At 77.4% G+C, this 16,626-nt stretch carries 15 protein-coding genes; 4 read left to right on the top strand and 11 right to left on the bottom strand.

The window, feature by feature from the left end; all coding sequences use genetic code 11:
* Positions 1 to 11: 11 nt before the first annotated feature.
* The 5 genes from Ae331Ps2_RS19965 to amiA all read right to left on the bottom strand — a co-directional run bounded on the left by Ae331Ps2_RS19965 (position 12) and on the right by amiA (position 4,953).
* Positions 12 to 1,040, bottom strand: a complete 1,029-nt coding sequence (locus Ae331Ps2_RS19965; RefSeq protein ID WP_075307135.1) for a hypothetical protein — start codon at positions 1,038 to 1,040, stop codon at positions 12 to 14.
* Positions 1,037 to 2,398: a YcaO-like family protein gene (locus Ae331Ps2_RS19960; RefSeq protein WP_083695794.1), complete on the bottom strand. Its 1,362-nt coding sequence runs from the start codon at positions 2,396 to 2,398 to the stop codon at positions 1,037 to 1,039. Before Ae331Ps2_RS19960 ends, Ae331Ps2_RS19965 begins: the two co-directional genes overlap by 4 nt.
* The gene (locus Ae331Ps2_RS19955) at positions 2,395 to 3,924 is read right to left on the bottom strand and encodes a CocE/NonD family hydrolase (protein WP_075307137.1); all 1,530 of its coding nucleotides are present in this window, start codon (positions 3,922 to 3,924) and stop codon (positions 2,395 to 2,397) included. Before Ae331Ps2_RS19955 ends, Ae331Ps2_RS19960 begins: the two co-directional genes overlap by 4 nt.
* Positions 3,921 to 4,733, bottom strand: coding sequence for a hypothetical protein (locus Ae331Ps2_RS33995; RefSeq protein ID WP_283160282.1), 813 nt, complete (start codon positions 4,731 to 4,733; stop codon positions 3,921 to 3,923). Before Ae331Ps2_RS33995 ends, Ae331Ps2_RS19955 begins: the two co-directional genes overlap by 4 nt.
* A gap of 100 nt (positions 4,734 to 4,833) precedes the next feature.
* Complete coding sequence (amiA, locus tag Ae331Ps2_RS33415; protein WP_020625778.1) at positions 4,834 to 4,953, bottom strand: streptamidine family RiPP; 120 nt, start codon at positions 4,951 to 4,953, stop codon at positions 4,834 to 4,836.
* 158 nt (positions 4,954 to 5,111) lie between these two features.
* Between amiA and Ae331Ps2_RS19945 the strand changes: the two genes are divergently transcribed.
* The gene (locus Ae331Ps2_RS19945; RefSeq protein WP_075307141.1) at positions 5,112 to 6,353 is read left to right on the top strand and encodes an MFS transporter; all 1,242 of its coding nucleotides are present in this window, start codon (positions 5,112 to 5,114) and stop codon (positions 6,351 to 6,353) included.
* A 156-nt stretch (positions 6,354 to 6,509) separates the two neighbouring features.
* On the opposite strand, the gene Ae331Ps2_RS19940 is transcribed toward Ae331Ps2_RS19945, so the two are convergent.
* From Ae331Ps2_RS19940 to Ae331Ps2_RS19915, 6 genes are all read right to left on the bottom strand, one after another.
* Positions 6,510 to 7,307 carry an ABC transporter ATP-binding protein gene (locus tag Ae331Ps2_RS19940; RefSeq protein ID WP_020625137.1) on the bottom strand — a complete coding sequence of 266 codons (798 nt, stop codon included), beginning with the start codon at positions 7,305 to 7,307 and terminating at the stop codon, positions 6,510 to 6,512.
* Entirely contained in the window at positions 7,304 to 8,383 is a 1,080-nt protein-coding gene (locus tag Ae331Ps2_RS19935; protein WP_075312008.1) for an iron ABC transporter permease, read from the bottom strand. The genes Ae331Ps2_RS19940 and Ae331Ps2_RS19935 overlap by 4 nt, the downstream gene beginning before the upstream one ends.
* Positions 8,380 to 9,393 carry an iron chelate uptake ABC transporter family permease subunit gene (locus Ae331Ps2_RS19930; RefSeq protein ID WP_233147590.1) on the bottom strand — a complete coding sequence of 338 codons (1,014 nt, stop codon included), beginning with the start codon at positions 9,391 to 9,393 and terminating at the stop codon, positions 8,380 to 8,382. Before Ae331Ps2_RS19930 ends, Ae331Ps2_RS19935 begins: the two co-directional genes overlap by 4 nt.
* The gene (locus Ae331Ps2_RS19925) at positions 9,390 to 10,487 is read right to left on the bottom strand and encodes an ABC transporter substrate-binding protein (RefSeq protein WP_083695792.1); all 1,098 of its coding nucleotides are present in this window, start codon (positions 10,485 to 10,487) and stop codon (positions 9,390 to 9,392) included. Before Ae331Ps2_RS19925 ends, Ae331Ps2_RS19930 begins: the two co-directional genes overlap by 4 nt.
* The gene (locus Ae331Ps2_RS19920) at positions 10,484 to 11,272 is read right to left on the bottom strand and encodes a sugar phosphate isomerase/epimerase (protein WP_075307143.1); all 789 of its coding nucleotides are present in this window, start codon (positions 11,270 to 11,272) and stop codon (positions 10,484 to 10,486) included. Before Ae331Ps2_RS19920 ends, Ae331Ps2_RS19925 begins: the two co-directional genes overlap by 4 nt.
* 68 nt (positions 11,273 to 11,340) lie before the next feature.
* Positions 11,341 to 13,641: a pyruvate dehydrogenase gene (locus Ae331Ps2_RS19915; RefSeq protein ID WP_075307145.1), complete on the bottom strand. Its 2,301-nt coding sequence runs from the start codon at positions 13,639 to 13,641 to the stop codon at positions 11,341 to 11,343.
* Between the two features lie 173 nt (positions 13,642 to 13,814).
* Here Ae331Ps2_RS19915 and Ae331Ps2_RS19910 point away from each other — a divergent pair, with 173 nt between their 5' ends.
* Genes Ae331Ps2_RS19910 through Ae331Ps2_RS19900 form a run of 3 tightly spaced genes read left to right on the top strand, consistent with a single transcriptional unit; the run spans position 13,815 to position 16,544 of the window.
* Positions 13,815 to 14,357: an Lrp/AsnC family transcriptional regulator gene (locus tag Ae331Ps2_RS19910; RefSeq protein WP_020621786.1), complete on the top strand. Its 543-nt coding sequence runs from the start codon at positions 13,815 to 13,817 to the stop codon at positions 14,355 to 14,357.
* Complete coding sequence (locus Ae331Ps2_RS19905; protein WP_020621785.1) at positions 14,354 to 15,175, top strand: DNA/RNA non-specific endonuclease; 822 nt, start codon at positions 14,354 to 14,356, stop codon at positions 15,173 to 15,175. Before Ae331Ps2_RS19910 ends, Ae331Ps2_RS19905 begins: the two co-directional genes overlap by 4 nt.
* A 10-nt stretch (positions 15,176 to 15,185) precedes the next feature.
* Positions 15,186 to 16,544, top strand: a complete 1,359-nt coding sequence (locus tag Ae331Ps2_RS19900) for a serine hydrolase (RefSeq protein ID WP_075307147.1) — start codon at positions 15,186 to 15,188, stop codon at positions 16,542 to 16,544.
* Positions 16,545 to 16,626 lie beyond the last annotated feature (82 nt).

Below are 16,626 nucleotides of genomic sequence, written 5' to 3'. Positions count from 1 at the left end.
CCCCGGCCGGTTCAGCCGCCGAGGGCGAGGGCGTGCTGCACCCGGCCCCGGCCGCCGGGGCCGCGCAGCACCGCCTCGACCCAGCAGCCGACCGGGCGGGCCGCGAGCCCGGCCGCGGTCGCGGCCAGCCAGGCGTCGTGGACGGCGAGGCCGGCCCGGACGTGCTGGGCGACGGTGTCCGGGCCGGGGTCGACGTCCCCGGTGACGACGAGCAGCCCGCCGACGCCGGTGAGGTCCGGCAGACCGCAGGCCCGCCGGGTCAGCGCGGCCAGCAGGGGGTGGCCCGCGCCGAGCACGGCGGCGTGCTGTCCCGCGCCGAGCCGGGTCCGGGCGACCCGGTCGAGTCCGGGGTCGGCGACCGGGGGGCGCAGGTTCTCGAACGGCGCCGACCGGCGCGCGCGGAGCACCGCCGCCGGGTGCGGGTCCGCGCTGGCGCCCAGCCCGACGGCGTAGGCCGGGGCGGGACCGGTCGTGAGCACGACGCGGGAGTGGGCGCCGTCGGGGACGAGGTGGGCGGTGCGCGGCCGGCGCAGGGTCGCCGCGGCGGCGAGGACGGCGGCGGCCGCGTGGCCGAGGTCGAGCAGCAGCACCGGCAGCGAGCGGGGGCCGTAGCGCCACACGGTCCGCTCGGGGACGAGGTCGAGGACGACATCGGCGTGAGCCCCCGGCTCGGCGCGGTCCGGTTCGGTCCGGTCGGGTGCGGCACGACCCGGGGCAGCACGGTCCGGGGTCGCGGGTCCGCCGTCGAGGGCGTGCGCGAGCGGGTCGTGGACACGGCCGCCGACCCGGGCGTCGACGGGGTAGCGGCCGCCCGCCGAGGGCACCCGGCGCAGCCGCACCCCGCCGACGACCCGGTCGGGGTCGGCGGCGAGCGACAGCGCGAGCAGCGCGCCGGTGCCGTCACCGTCGCGGGCCAGGGGCACCGGCCGGGTCGCGGTGGCCGCCTCGGCGGGCCGGGTGGTGTGGTCGGTGGGGCCCGGGTCGGCACCGGACCAGGCGAGCCGGAACGCCGCGGCGGTGTCCTGGGTCGGCGCCGTCACAGGAACGGCGTCGGGCAGTGCACCAGCCCGTCGGGCCCGGTGGCCGGGTCGAGGTCGAGGCCGTGGGCGCGGGCGGTGTCGCGCCAGCGGGGCAGCCCCCAGTACCGGAACGCGGCGGGTGCGTTCGGGACGAGCCCGGTGGCGCAGGTGCGGACCACCCGCCACGGGGTCTCGGCGACGTCGGGCGTGGTGAGGTCGACACGGGCGATGCGGTGGCCGTCGGCGAGCAGCGCCGAGGTCAGCGACGCGAGGTCCCCGGCGGGGCCGGTGCGCAGCGGACCGTGGGTCGCGGGCGCGGTGAACCGGGGCAGGTGCTCCTCCTGGACGCGGGGGTCGAGCCAGACCTGCACCTGGGCGCCGAGGTCGCGAACGGCGGCGTAGCGCTCGCCCGCGTCGTCGCGGTAGTGGCGGTCGGCGCGGTGGTCGAGGTAGAGGCCGCGGGCGAGGACCCCGGCGTCGATCGAGGCGTACACCCAGCCGTCGGGGTCGAGCAGGCCGCGGGTGAAGACCCAGGTGTGCACGGCCTCCAGCACCGCCTTGGTGGCGGCCTCGACGGCGTCGAAGCGGGCGGCGCCGCCCCCGGCGACGATCCCGGTCTGCGGGTCGACGACGACGGCCCCGACCACGGCGGCCGGGTACTCGGTGGGCAGCTCGACGAGGTGGACGTCGAACGCGGCCCCGGCCAGCGCGGCGTCGAGCCCGGGGACCGAGGCCAGGTCGATGCCGTGGGAGGGCAGGCCGAGGTGCCACCAGCGTTCCAGCGCGTCGCGTTCGACGAGCTCGAGCAGGCCGCGGCGGTGGGCGTCGGTGGCGCCGTCGCCGGTGGCGATGCCGGCGTAGTTGAGGTGGTGGAAGCGGGGCTCGTCGCGGCGGGCGCCGCTGTGGTGGTTGAGCAGCGCCCAGGAGGCGGGCAGCCAGGTCGGTTCCCCGTCGGCCTCAGCGCCGGCGATCCAGCGGATCGGCAGGTCGTCGGTGAAGCGCAGGTAGGGGCGTCCGTCCTGCCAGGGCGCGAGCAGCGGCAGTTCCTCGGGCCCCCAGCACCGGTCTCCCGCGGCGCGCAGCTCCGCGGCCGTGGTCAGCGGCAGGTCGCGCGGGACGCGGTTGCCGCAGTAGCGCTCGACCGCCTCGCCGAGCGCGGCGGTGCGGGCGCCGTCGCGGTCGCCGAAGGTGGTGCCGAGGCTGACCCGGTCCGCGGGCCAGGCGCCGAGCCGACGCGCGTCGGACACCTCCGCGGTGACGGCGGTGTAGGCCGCGGGCAGCCCCGGGACGGGGGCGACGTCGACCAGCCGGCGGACGATCCCGCTCAGCGGGTCGACCAGCGCCTCCACCGGCAGTACGGGAACGGTCGGTGCCGTCACAGGGTGACCTCCTCGGGGATGGCGGCCGCGGCGACCTCGTCGCGGCCGGGTCGGACGTGCGGCAGGTCCAGCCGCAGTGCGTGCACGGTGCGGTGGTCGGCGCGCAGTTCCGTCGCGGGCGCCGGGTCCTGCCCGGTGTGCGGGTTGCGGGCGTGCGCGGGCCAGTGGTGCCCGGCGATCTCGACGCGCAGCCGGTCGCCCTCGTCGAGCGCGGCACCGACCGGCGGGGTGGTGACGACGACCTCCCGCGTCGCCGGGCCGCGGTGCCGGTGCACGGCGGTGACCAGGTCGTGGCCGCGCAGCCCGATCCGCACGACCCAGTCGGCGTCGGGGGCGTCGCTGTCACCGGTGACGGTCACGACCAGCGGCCCGGCGAGCGCACCTGCCGGCAGCGGTGGAGTGTGGGCGACGACCCGGTCGCCGGGGTCGGCGTCCGGCCCGGGGTCCGGGGCGGCGGGGAGCGGCGCGCCCGGCGGCCGGGACCGCACGGGCCGCTCCGGGTCGGCGACGAACGCGACCGGGAACCCACCGGGCGGGACGGCGTCGACCGCGAGCGTCGGCCCGTCACCGGCGCGCACCCACCGCCCGCTCTCCCCCACCGCGACGAGTGCACCGCGCCCCCGCGGCGGGTTCCCGACCGCGGCGCGGGCCCAGGCGGCGTAGACCGCGCCGATCCGCCGGCCGGCCAGGACGGCGCCGGGCGCGGAGGCGTCGAGCTCGTGCCCCCACGGCCCGAGGACGAGCCGGGACGGCCCGCCCCAGCGCCGGGCGAGCTCCCGGGTGCGGGCGGCGAACGGGTCCGCGGTGCCCCCGACGGCGAGCAGCGGCATCGCGGCCCGCGCGATCCCGTCCCACAGCCAGGGCGTCTCCTCGGGCGCATCCCACAGCTCGGGCCAGCCGGTCGGGGCCGGCGCCAGCGCCGCGGTGACCGGCAGCGTCGCGGCCGCCGACGGGGCGACGCGCGGAGCACCCGCACCGTGTCCGGGTCCACCGTGTTCGGACCACCAGCCGATCCGGCAGGCCAGCCGGGCGGCGCCGCCGGGTTCGCGGGCGGTCTCCCCGGGCCCGAGCGCGGGGACCGCGGCGAGCACCCCGCACACGTCGGGGTCGGCGAGGGCGCCGGCGACCGCGCAGTGCGCCCCGTAGCTCGCGCCGGCCAGCACGATCCGCCCGTCGCAGCCGGGGATCGCGCGCAGCGCGGCGAGCGCGGCGACGCCGTCGTCGGTCTCGTGGGCGTAGGGCCGGAACTCCCCCGTCGAGCCGCCGCGTCCCCGGACGTCGACGACGAGGCAGCCGAACCCGTGCGCGGCCCAGCCGCGGGCCTCGGGCAGCAGCCGTCCGCGGCCGTAGGGGGTGCGGACGAGTACGGCGGGCCAGGTCGCGGCGGCGGGGCGGACGAGGGTCGCGGCGAGCCGGACCCCGTCCGCGCCGGGCAGGTCGAGCTCGGTCAGGTCGGGCCCGGTCGGGTGGGGCTCGGTCGGGTCGGGCTGGGTCGAGTCGGGCTGGGTCAGGCCGGGCTCGGTCACGGCGCGCTGTCGGGCACCGGCAGCAGTGCGTGGTCGGCGATCGCGGCGGTGTCGAGGTCGACCACCCGCAGACGGCGTCGTGCCGGCAGGGCGGCCGGCACGAGGTCGCCGGTCGCGGGGGTGTCGTGGCCCGCGATCCACGCCCGGATGTCGGCGGCGAGCAGCGCGGCCAGCAGGGCGTGGTCACCGGGGCCGGTCGGGGCGGCGGGGGCGGCGTCCCAGTAGGCGAGCAGGTGCGGGTGCCCGGATCCGGCCGCGGCGAGGCGGCGGGCGCGGACGTCGGCGTGCCCGGCGTCGCCGGGGTGCACGGCGGGGGGTTCGAGGATGCCGTGCCGTCCTTCGACGGCGAGCCGGAACCAGGCGGTCCCGTGCGCGGGCAGGATGTCCAGCGCGGTCCAGGCGGCCGGTGCGGGTCCGTCCGCGACGGCGCACACCGCATCGGTCCCGATACCAGTCTCAGTATCAGTCTCAGTGCCGGTCTCGCCGACGAGCACTGCGGCGAGGGAGTCCAGGTCCCGGCGCCGGACCTGCATCCCCGGCCCGGCGAGCGCGGCGGCGACCGCGTCGGCCAGCGCCCCCCGCCCGGCGACGGTCACGGTGGCGGTCCGCGGCGCCGGGGTCTCGTCCAGGTAGCCGGCCGCGGCGAACGCGCCCCGCTCGGGGTCGAGCCCCGGCGGCGGCACCGGGTCGACGCCGTCGAACCAGCGGGTCAGTGCCTCGACCGTGTCGCGCGGCAGGTCGACCCCGCGCAGCCGGCCGGACGCCTCCCGCAGCGCCGAGCCCCGTCCGGGGACCTCGAAGACGCTCACGCCCGGTCGCAGTCGTTCCACTGGCACTCCCTGGTCCGTCGGTCGGTCACGGCAGACCGCGGGCCCGGCACCGTCACCGGTGCCGGGCCCGCGGCGGGTGTCACTCCTGCTCGGCAGCCTGCTCGGTCGCGAACGGGTTCTCGACGAGGGCGTTGGAGTGGCTCGCGGAGTTGTGCGGCAGGGCGCGCTCGGCCTCGAGCTCGGTGAAGATGTCCTTCATCGTTTTCTCCTCCAGTGGGTGACATCGTCCGGTTCCGGACCGTCACATCCTGGTCACAATCGACATCGATTTTCAACAGTGGCGCATCTCTCGTCGCTACTATTGGAGATGACTCTCGTTTCACACTATGGTTCGCGCAACCCCGACGGAAGGACCTCGTGAGCGAGACGGCCCCGACCGCCCCCGCGCAGGAACGCACCGATCTCCGCCGCTACCTCACCGCCCGCGTCGTCGCGGTCGCCGGGTCGCTGGTCGCGGCGGTCGCGCTCCCCGTGCTCGTCTACCGGCTGACCGGCTCACCCGCCTGGACCGCGGCGATCGCGACCGCGGAGGCGCTGCCCTACCTGCTGTTCGGGCTGTTCGCGGGCGCACTGGCCGACCGGGTCGACCGCAGGCGGCTGATGGTCGGCGTCGACCTGGCGTGCGGGCTGGTGCTGGCGGGGATCCCGCTCGCGTGGTGGGCGGGGGTGCTCACCCCGTGGCAGGTGCTCGGCACGGCGGTCGCGGTGCAGACCGGCTTCGTCTTCTTCGACGCCGCGAACTTCGGCGCCCTGCCCACGCTGGTCGGCCCGGACCGGATCACCGCGGCGTTCTCCACGCTCTACGGCGCGACGACCGTCGTCGAGCTGCTCGTGCCGCCGCTGGCCGGGCTCGCGGTCGCGACACTGGCCCCGGCCGGGCTGCTGTCGGTCACCGCGCTCACCGCGGTCGCCTCCGCGCTGCTGATCCGCTCGATCGCCGGGAGCCTGTCCCCCGGGCCCGGCACCCGCGCACCGACCCGGATCCTCGCCGACGTCCGGGAGGGCCTGGGTCTGTTGTGGGGCAACCCGGTCGTGCGCACCCTGACCCTCGTCGGCACCACCCAGGCCGTCGCGGGCGGCGCCTGGCTCGCGATGACCGTCCCGTGGGCGGACCGGGTGCTCGGCATCCGCGCCGACGGCGACGCCCGGCTCGGCCTGCTGTTCGCCTGCTGGGGCGTCGGCGGGCTGGCTGCGGCCCGGCTGGTCCCACGGCTGTCGGAGCGCTGGGGCGGGGCCCGGCTGGCGCTGGCCGGACTGCCGGTGTCACTGGCCTGCGCGGTCGCCGTGGTCTCGGCGACGCACTGGGTCCCCGCGCTGCTCGCCGCCACCGCGTTCGGGGCGGCCTACTCGACGGTCGTGCTCAACGCCGTCACCTACCGGCTGCAGGTCACCCCCGAGCACGCCCGCGCCCGGGTCTCGACGACGGCGCGGATGCTGTCCTGGGGCCTCGGCACCCCCGCCGGCGCGGCGCTGGCCGGGGTGGTGGCGACGACGCCGGCCGGCCCGCGCGGTGGGCTGGCGGCCGGGGCCGCGGTGCTGGCCTCCGGGGTCGCGCTGGCCTGGCTCACGCCGCCGCTGCGCCGGGCCGCCCGCGGCTGACCGGACGCCCCCGTCCGGGACACCCCGCCCCGGTGCCGGCAGCGCCGATCCCGACGCGCGCCCGACCGGCGAGATGCACGTTTCCGCCCTCGCAGGGGCGGAAACGTGCACGTCGCTGCACCGGCGACCCGCCCGCCCGGCGGGGTGGGTGGGCCGTCAGGCGCTGACGGGCCGGGCCGGGGTGGAGTCCAGGTAGCTGCAGGTCAGCCGCCCCTCGTGGGTCGAGACGACCCCGCGCACCCCGAACACCTCGGCCAGCAGCCGCTCGTCGACGACGTCGCCGGGCGGCCCGTCGGCGTGCACCCGCCCGTCGCGCAGCGCGACGATCCGGTCCGCGCACCGCGCGGCCTGGGCCAGGTCGTGCAGCACCGCGACGACGGTCAGTCCGCGCTGCACCTGCAGCTCCCGGACGAGGTCGAGCACCTCCAGCTGGTGACGCACGTCGAGGTAGGTGGTGGGCTCGTCGAGCAGCAGCACCGGGGCGTCCTGGGCCAGGGCGAGCGCGATCCGCACCCGCTGGCGCTCCCCGCCCGACAACAGCTCGACCGGGGTGTCGGCCCACGCCCGGGTGCCGGTGGCCGCCAGCGCGTCGGAGACCGCGGCGTCGGCGCCGCCGCCGAGCATCCCCAGCGGCCCGCGGACCGCGTAGCGGCCCTGGGCGACGAGTGCCCGCACCGTGACCCCGCCCAGCGGCGGCAGTGCCTGCGGGAGCACCGCGACCCGCTTCGCGACCTCCCGGCGCGGGGTCCCGGCCAGCGGCCGGTCGACCAGGTGCACGGAGCCCGCATCGGGCCGGTGCAGCCCGGCGAGCACCCGCAGCAGCGTCGTCTTGCCGCAGCCGTTGCGTCCCACCAGCGACAGCCACTGTCCGCGGTCCACCGCCAGGTCGACGCCGTCGAGCACGGTGCGCCCGTCGAAGCGCACCGTCACCCCCTCGGCCCTGAGCACCGTCACAGCGCACCTCCCACCGTCGTGCGGGACCGTCGGCGGACGATCCCGATGAGCACCACCGCGCCGGCGACCGCCGTCACCGCTCCCGCGGGGACCCCGATCGGCCGGTCACCGACCGGGGCGAGCGCGGTCAGCAGCTGGGCGACGACGTCGGCCGCGGCGACCGTCCCGGCCCCGGCCAGCGCCGCCGCGGGCACCAGCAGCCGCGGATCGGCCGCGCCCCGCGACCCGAGCACCGCGCGGGCCAGGTGCGGGGCGAGCAGCCCGACGAACGCGAGCGCCCCGACCGCCGCGACCGCCCCGCCGGTGGCGAGCACGGCCAGCAGCACCGCGGCCGAGCGCCACCCGGACACCGCGAGGCCGACGCCGCGGGCGTGGTCGTCGTCGACGCCGAGCACGGCGAGCACCGGGCCGAGCAGCACCGCGAGGACCACCGCGGTGAGCGCGACCGGCCACAGCGCGTCCCAGTGCTCCCAGCCGCGGCCGTTGAGCGAGCCGACCAGCCACCGCACCATCGACCCGGCCAGCTGCGGGCGGGCGGTGAGCAGCAGCAACGTCGCCCCGCCGAGCACCGCCGACACCAGTACCCCGACGACGGCGAGCCGCAGCGGGTCCGCGGTGCCGGGCCCGGCGGCGCGGCCGGCGAGCAGCCACAGCACACCGCCGCCGAGGGTCCCGCCGAGCAGCGCCACGACGAGCACGCCCAGCGGGGTGCCGACCTGGCCGCCGAGCACCGTCCCCAGCACCGCGCCGAGCACCGCGCCGGACCCCACCCCGGTCACCTCCGGCGAGGCGAGCGGGTTGCGCAGGACCGCCTGCAGGACCGTCCCGGCGACGCCGAGGCAGGCACCGGCCGCGAGCCCGACCAGCACCCGCGGCATCCGCAGGCCCACGACGAGGTCGGTGGCCAGCGGGTCCGCGGTCCCGGCGAGCGCCGCGAGTGCGGTGCCGGGCCCGACCGCGGTGCCGACCATCAGCCCGGCCAGGGCCGCGGCCGCGGCGGCCGCCCCCAGGAGGGCGAACCGGGACGCGACCGTCGCGACCCGGCCGACCGTCCCCCGCCCGGCCGGCCGGTTCACCGGGCCACCACCGCGCCGGGACGGGCCGCGCGGACGGCCCGCGGACGTCGCCACGCCAGCAGCTGCCCGCCCGCGACGACCGCGACCCCGGCGGTGAACCCGCCCACCGGCAGCTCGACCGGGTACAGCACGGTGCGGGCCAGCAGGTCCGCGACGACGACCACCGCCGCGCCCGCCGCGGCGCAGCCCACCGCCCGCGGCAGCGGCCGGGCCGCCGGGTGCAGTGCCCGCACCAGCTGCGGGGCGAGGAAGCCGACCCAGGCGACCGGCCCGGCCGGGCCGACGACGGCGGCGACGAGCAGGCAGGCCACCCCCAGCACCGCGGCCCGGGCCGCACCGGTGCGCAGCCCGAGTGCCGCGGCGGCGTCGTCGCCGAGCCGCAGCGGCCCCAGCAGCGGCAGCACCGCGACGGCCGCGACGAACGCGACCGCCAGCGCGGGCAGCACCGGGGTCACGGTGGCCCAGGTGGTGCCGGTGAGCGAGCCGAGCAGGTAGCGCACGAGCACGCCCTGCTCGGTGGACCCGGTCATCGCGACCGCGGCGAGCAGCAGCGCCTGCAGCGCCGCGCCGACACCGGCGCCGATGAGCAGCACCGCGGCCGGACCGACGGCGCCGCGGATCGCGAGCAGGGTGAGCCCGCCCCCGACGACGGCCCCGACGACCGCGGGCAGCAGCGGCGCGAAGGGCACCGCGACCCCGGTGACGATCGTGATCGCCACCGCCGCGGCCGCCCCGGAGGAGACCCCGAGCAGCTCGGGGACGGCGAGCGGGTTGCGCAGGCCGTCCTGCAGGAGCAGCCCGGCCAGCCCGAGTGCCGCGCCGGTGAGCACGCCGAGCACGAGCCGCGGCACCCGCAGCTCGGTGACCACGACGTGCTCGACCCCGCCCGCCGCCCCCAGCACGGCCGGGAGCCGGTGCGGTGCGACGGCCGGGGTGCCGGTCCCGAGGACCAGCGCGGCGAGCAGCACCGCCCCGAGCGCGGCGGCGAGCAGGACCAGGAGCCGTCTCACCGGCCGGGGACCACGGCCAGCGACTGCTCGACCATCGCACCGAGGCTGCGGGTGCCGCGCCCGCTGCCCCACAGCCGCGGGTCCATCTCGTGCACCTGGCGTGCCTGCACGGCCGGGACCTGCTGCCAGACCGGGTTGTCGGCGAGCTGGTCGGTGAGGGTGCGGTCGGCGGAGGAGAACAGCAGCGAGAACGCGAACACGACGTCCGGGGCCTGGGCGAGGATCTCCTCGACGCTGTAGGTGCTGGCGGTCTCGACGTCGGCGCCACGCGGGACGAACGGGTAGTCGTAGAGCGTCGCGAGCAGGTTCCCGTTGACGGTGTCGGTGGTGTCGACGCCGATCGTGTCGGCGCTGCCGTACATCAGCAGCACCTTCCGGTCGGCCTGGCCGGTGGCGCGGGCCTGCTCGACGCCGTCGGCCAGGGTGGTGCGGAAGCGCTGCTCTCCGGCGGTGGCCTCGGCGGTGCGGCCGGTCAGCGACCCCAGGTTCCGCAGGTAGCCGACCGACTCCTCCCAGGTGGTGGGCTGCACCAGCCAGAGCGGGGCGAACCGCTCGATCGCCGCGCGCAGTGGCTCGTGCACACCGCCGAGCCCGATCACGAGGTCGGGACGCAGCGCGGCGATGGACTCGACGTCCTCGCTGCCGAAGCTGCCCTTCACCGTCGGGACCTGCGCGGCGCGGTCACCGAGCAGCACGGGGTTCTTCAGCAGGGCCGGGGTGGAGGTGCCGGCCGGGGTGAGGCCCAGCTCGACGACCATGTCGTCGCACAGGCCGGTCAGGCAGACGACGCGCTTCGGCGGGGCCGGCACCGTGACGGTGGTGCCACGGGGGTCGGTCACCGACAGCGCGGGCTCCAGCGGAGCGACGTCGCGGCTGACGGCGGGCCGGTCGGCGGGCGTCTGCGGGGCGGGCGTGGCCGACCCGCCGCAGCCGGCGAGCAGCAGCGCGACCACCGCGACCGGCAGCAGCGCGGCGACGCGGGAGAACCGGGCCGCGGTGGACCGGGCGGATCGGCGCGAGGCGGCGGCTCGGGTCGCGGCGGGCTGGTCGCCCGCACCGGCGGGCACGGGACGGGGGTCCGGGCGGGGGCTCATCGCGCACCGGCCAGGTCGCGTCCGGCCTGCAGGTCGCGCAGCGCGGCGGCGTCGCGGAGCAGGGAGGCGGCGGTGTCGCCGGGGACGAACTCCAGCAGCACCTCGGTGTCGGTGCCGTCCTCGCGGGACTGCGCGGAGAGCTCGGCGAGCACCGGGGCCCACAGGTCGGCGCGGTCGGCGAGTGGCAGCCGCTCGGTGTAGCCGTCGGCCCCCCAGGAGAACGCGTGCACGGTCCGCGGGCGCAGCGCGCGGACCTCGGCCAGGCAGGCGTCGGTGTCGGGCAGCTCGCGCGGCTGCCAGTGGGTCACCAGGGCGGGGTGGTCGACCTCGGCACGCAGCGCCAGCGCGGTGTCGAGCCCGTCGGTGAGGGACTCGACGTGGTGCTCCACGAGCAGCCCCATCCCCTGCTCGGCGACGGCGTCGGCGCAGCGCCGCAGCGCGTCCACCGTGGCGGCGCGCTCGGCGGGCGACACGTCGGCCGAGGCCGCGGTCCCGGCCCAGACCCGTACCCGCGGAGCGCCGAGCTCGGCCGCCGTCGCGACGACGGCGGCGAACGCCTCGGGGTCCGACGCCCCGGCCTTGTGGTAGCTGCCGTAGGTCCCGATCCGCAGCCCGGCGCCCGCGCACGCACCGCGGGCCGCCGACGCCGCGGCCCGGTCACCGGGACGGACGTGCCGGTCCCCGGCCCACTCCACGACCTCGGACCCGGCATCGACCGCCAGGCTCACGACGTCCGGTACGGATCTCTCACGGAAGGTGACCGACGCCAACCCCAGAAGCAGCATGGTCGGTAACCGTAGTCATTGTCGTTTGCGCGATCCAGCGACGTACGTCACCCGGTGTCCGATTTCTCCTAGAGCAGGTCCAGCCCGGCCGCCACGACCGTGTCCGCGTCGAGCCCGTGGTGGGCGTAGACCGAGGCCAGATCGCCGGACTGCCCGAAGCGGTGCACGCCCAGGTGCGTCGCCGGGACCTGGTTGACCCCGGCGAGGAACGCGAGGGTGTGCGGGTGCCCGTCGAGCAGGGTGACCAGCGGCGCGGCCCGGCGCGCGGGGAACGCCGACTCCAGGATCCACGGCTCGGCCTGCGGTCGGGCGGGGCGCCCGGAGCGGGCCTGCAGCGCGTCGAACAGCAGACCCGGGCTCGTCACCACGACGACGTCGACGTCGTGGCCGAGCTCGGCGAGCCGGTCGGCGGCGGCGAGCGCCTCGGTCGTCGGCGCCCCGGCCACCGCGATGGTCAGCGCGGGTGTCCCCGCGGCGCGGCGCAGCGGGTAGGCCCCGGCGACCACCTGGCGGCGGCGCCGCTCGCGCGCGGCCGGGTCGGCCGGGACCGCCGCGAGGCTCTGGTCCACCGGCCGCGTCGACAGGCGCAGGTAGGCGCTGGTGCCGTCCGGGCGACCGAGCCGGGCCAGCGACGCCAGCAGCGTCCACTCGGTGTCGATCGCGAACGCCGGCTCGTAGGTCACGCAGCCGGGCTGCTCCAGCCCGACCGACGGCGTCGTCACCGACTGGTGGGCGCCGCCCTCGGGCGCCAGCGACACCCCGGACGGGGTGCCGACCAGGATCGACTGCCCGCCGGCGTAGATCCCGAACGACCACGGCTCCAACGCGCGCTCGACGAACGGGTCGTAGAGCACCCCGATCGGCAGCACCGGACGGCCCCAGCGCGACCAGGTGGCGCCGAGCTCCCCCAGCGCCCCGACCAGGTTCCCCTCGGCGATCCCCAGCTCCAGGTGCTGACCGGTGGGCCGCTCGCGCCAGTGCAGGATCGTCTCGGGGTCGTCGTCGAACCAGTCCTTGCGCTCCGCGGTGGACCAGACGCCGACCTTGTTCACCCAGCCGCCCAGGTTCGTCGACGACGACACGTCCGGGCACAGCGTCACGACCCGCTTCGCCGCCTCGGGGGCCTCGCGGGTGAGGTCGAGCAGGGCCCGGCCGAGCGCGGCCTGGGTGGTGGCACGCCCGGTCGGGGTGCGCCCGATGTCGGTCGGCAGCGGCGGGACCGGCTGCTCGTCGACCGGGTCGCGGCGCAGCCGCGCCGCCGCGCGCGCCACGGCCTCGCCCGCCGGGGACTCCGGGTCGAAACGCCGCCAGGGGTCCTCGGGGTCGACGCCGACGGCGTCGGCCAGCTCGCGGACCTGGTCGGCGCCCAGGATCGAGCCGTGGTTCTGCGGGTGGCCCGCGGTCGCGAGGCCGTGCCCCTTCACGGTGTAGGCGAGGATCACCGTGGGCCGGGTGTCGTCGATCGCGGCGAACGCGTCGCGCAGCGCGGCGGTGTCGTGCCCGCCGAGGTTGCGCACCGCGGCGAGCAGGGTGTCGTCGTCGAGGTCGGCGACGAGCGAGGCCAGGTCCGCGTGTCCGTCGGGGAGCCGGGTGCGGACCTCGTCGGCGTCGCAGCGCAGCAGGCGCTGGTACTCCGCGTTCTGCATGGTGTCGATCCGGGCGCGCAGCGCGTCGCCGCCGGGCCGGTCGAACAGCTCGTGCAGCAGCCTGCCGTACTTGACGGTGAGGACCTGCCAGCCGGCCGCGGAGAACATGCCCTCGATCCGCGGCGCGCCGATCGCGGGGACGACCCGGTCCAGGGACTGGCGGTTGAGGTCGACGATCCACACCACCTCGCCGAGCTCGCCGACCATCGGGTCGAGGATGGCCTCCCAGACCGCGCCCTCGTCGAGCTCGGCGTCGCCGACCAGGGAGTACTGCCTGCCGTGGCCGGCACCCCCGAAGTGGGTGTCGACGTAGCGGCGGGCCAGCGCACCCCAGATCGGGGCGGTCGCGCCGATCCCCACCGAGCCGGTCGAGTAGTCGACCGGGTCGGGGTCCTTGGACCGCGACGGGTAGGACTGCAGCCCGCCGAACGCGCGCAGCGTGCCCAGGTAGCGCTCGTCGAGCTCGCCGAGCAGGTAGTTGATCGCGTGCAGCACCGGGGACGCGTGCGGCTTGACCGAGACCCGGTCCCCGGCCCGCAGGTGCTCGAACCACAGCGAGGTCATGATCGTCGTCATCGACGCCGACGACGCCTGGTGCCCGCCCACCTTCAGCCCGCTCGGGTCACCGCGCCGGTTGGCCGCGTCGACGATCGCGGTCGCCAGCCACAACACCCGCTTCTCGATCTCGACGAGCGTGTCCGTCGCCACCGCCTGAGTGCCCATCGCACACCACTCCAGCCTCGTCGCCCCATGCAGCCTGCTCCGTCAGCCCACCATCAGCTCGGACGAGTGCACAACCGGGTCGGTGAACACTGAGCAGACTGCACGGTCCGGGCGGGGCTGGATCGGTGCGGGCGCGGCATACTGCGCACCCACGGACACGACGGAGGCACCACGTGACGGGAACGACCGGCGACGGCCGCGCCACGCTCGACGGCCACGACGCCCGGCTGCTGCTGGCCCTGGCGCAGGACCCGCGCGCGACGGTGCTCGCCCTCGCCGAGCAGGTCGGCCTGTCCCGCAACACGGTGCAGGCCCGGCTGGCGAAGCTGGACCGGCTCGGTGCGCTGGACACCTTCGAGCGGCGCGTCGACCCGGCGGCACTGGGCTACCCGCTGACCGCCTTCGTGACGGTGCGGGTGGTGCAGCGCGAGCTCGCCGCCGTCGCCGACGCGCTGGACCGGGTACCGGAGGTGCTGGAGGTGCACGGCATCTCCGGCCCCGAGGACCTGATGGTGCACCTGGTCGCCCGCGACGCCGACGACCTCTACCGGATCGCCGGGCACCTGCTCGCGATCGACGGGGTGGAACGGACCTCGACGTCGCTGGTCATGCGCTCGCTGGTCGGGTTCCGCACCGCGCCGCTGCTGCGCCGCCTCGCCGACGGCGACGCAGCCGCACCCGTCGTTCACCCCGCACCGCTACCGTCACGACGATGAGCGCCCCCGCCTCCCCCGGCTTCGACCAGGACTTCCTCGGCGTCGCGACGCCGATGCCGACGCTCCCCGGGATCGACACGGTCCTGCTCCCCTACACCCACTTCTCGACGCTGCACCGGCCCGACCGGCGGCTGGCCGCGGCCACCGCCGTCGCGATCGACGGGGCGACCCTGCGGCAGCTGGAGCGATCCGACGACTGGCGCCTCGACGACCGGCTGCCCGCTGAGCAGCAGGCCGGCCCCGAGCTCTACGCCGACAACGACCTCGACCGCGGCCACCTGGTGCGCCGCCAGGACCCGGTGTGGGGCGAGCCGGCCGAGGCCGCGACCGCCGAGTCCGACACGTTCCACTACACCAACGCCGCCCCGCAGGCCGCCGCCTTCAACCAGGACAAGCAGACCTGGGGCGGCCTGGAGGACTACCTGCTCGACAACGCGGGCGACAACGACCGCCGGCTGGTGGTGTTCACCGGCCCGGTGCTCGCCGACGACGACCCGGAGTACCGCGGTGTGCTGGTCCCGCGGCTGTTCTGGAAGATCGGCGCCTTCGTCACCGGCGGCGCCCTGGGCACCACCGCCTACCTGCTCGACCAGACGCCCGAGCTCGGTGACCTCGCCGAGCCGCCGGCCGGGGACCCACCGCCGCTGGGCCCCTACCGCACCTTCCAGGTGCCGGTGGCCCGGATCGGCGAGCTCACCGGGCTCGACCTGGGCCCGCTGACCGCCGCGGACCGGATGCCGGTACCCGAGCCGGTGCCCGCCGCGCTGTCGGAGCGGGCGGTCCGGCTGCGGTCGTTCGCCGACATCCGGGGGATCTAGGCTCGCCCGCGTGACCGAGCTGCTCCCCAGCACCCAGCGCACCCTGCTCGCCCGCGTCGCCCGCGCCCAGCGCGACGGCCGCGTCCCCTCGCTCGTCGCCGGGGTGGTCCGCGACGGCGCCCTGGTCTGGCACGCCGGCCGCGGCGCCCTGCCCGACGGTGCCGACGGCCCGGCCGCCGCGGACGACGTCCAGTACCGGATCGGCTCCATCTCCAAGACCGTCTGCGCGGTCACCGTCCTGCGGCTGCGCGACGAGGGCCTGCTCGACCTCGACGACCCGCTGGACCGGCACGTGCCCGGCACCCCGCTCGGCGACCGCACCGTGGGCCAGCTGCTGTCCCACCTCGCCGGCGCCGGCTCGGAGAGCCCCGGCCAGTGGTGGGAGCGCACCCCCGGCGGCACCCTGGACGAGCTGGGCCTCGGCGACGCCGACCGGGTGCTGCCCGCGGCGCGCCGCTTCCACTACTCCAACCTCGGGTTCGGGCTGCTCGGCGAGGTCGTCGCCCGCCTGCGCGGCCGCGCCTGGACCGACGTCGCCCGCGACGAGGTCCTGCTCCCGCTCGGCATGACCCGCACCTCGCCCCGTCCTCAGCAGCCCGCCGCCGCGGGCCGGGCGGTGCACCCGTGGGCCGACCTCGTCCTGGCCGAGCCCGAGCACGACGCCGGGGTGATGGCCGCCGCCGGGCAGCTGTGGTGCACCGCGGCGGACCTGGCCCGGCTCGGCGCGCTGCTGCTCGGCGACACCGGCGGGGTGCTCTCGCCGGCGACGGTCGAGGAGATGACGCTGCCCGCCGGCGTCGACCCGTCGTCGCCGATCTGGGCGGGCTACGGACTGGGCGTGCAGGTCCAGCGGCACGAACGGCCCGGCGGCGGCACGACGACGCTGGTCGGGCACGGCGGCTCCATGCCCGGCTTCCTCGCCGGGCTCTGGGTGGACCGCGAGGAGGGCACCGGCGCGCTGGCGATGGGCAACACCACCTCCGGGATGGACGGTGGGCTGCCCGCCGGGCTGCTGAACGACCTGCGCGTCGCCGAGCCCCGCGTCGTCGAGCCGTGGACCCCGCAGCCCTGCCCGGTCGATCCGGAGCTGCTCGGCCCGTGGTTCTGGGGGCCGTCGCCGTACGTGCTGCGCTCGGTCGGCGGCGGTCTGCTGCACCTGGGCGGGCTCGGCAGGCCCGGGCGCGCGTCGCGGTTCCGGCCGGGCCCGGACGGCACCTGGATCGGCCTGGACGGCTACTTCGCCGGGGAGACCCTGCGGATCGCCCGCGACCACCTGTGGCTGGCGACGTTCGTCTTCACCCGCACCCCCTACGACCCGGCCGCGCCGGTCCCGGGCGGCGTCTCGGACGAGGGCTGGACCACGGTCTGACGTCGCCGACGTCGCCGGCCGACATCACGGTTCGGCTCGCACTGCGACACGGGGAGGGCCGAGTACCTACACTTTCGGCACA

Source organism: Pseudonocardia sp. Ae331_Ps2 (genome assembly GCF_001932405.1).
In the GTDB taxonomy this organism is placed as follows: Bacteria; Actinomycetota; Actinomycetes; order Mycobacteriales; family Pseudonocardiaceae; genus Pseudonocardia.
Note: the sequence above shows the minus strand (reverse complement) of the source record. Positions and strands in the feature narration are given on the sequence as shown.

Coding starts and splice junctions, on each gene's coding strand:
- Ae331Ps2_RS19925 (WP_083695792.1), bottom strand. CDS start 10,487: ATGAGCCCCCGCCCGGACCCCCGTCCCGTGCCCGCCGGTGCGGGCGAC.
- amiA (WP_020625778.1), bottom strand. CDS start 4,953: ATGAAGGACATCTTCACCGAGCTCGAGGCCGAGCGCGCCCTGCCGCAC.
- Ae331Ps2_RS19920 (WP_075307143.1), bottom strand. CDS start 11,272: ATGCTGCTTCTGGGGTTGGCGTCGGTCACCTTCCGTGAGAGATCCGTA.
- Ae331Ps2_RS19915 (WP_075307145.1), bottom strand. CDS start 13,641: ATGGGCACTCAGGCGGTGGCGACGGACACGCTCGTCGAGATCGAGAAG.
- Ae331Ps2_RS19905 (WP_020621785.1), top strand. CDS start 14,354: ATGAGCGCCCCCGCCTCCCCCGGCTTCGACCAGGACTTCCTCGGCGTC.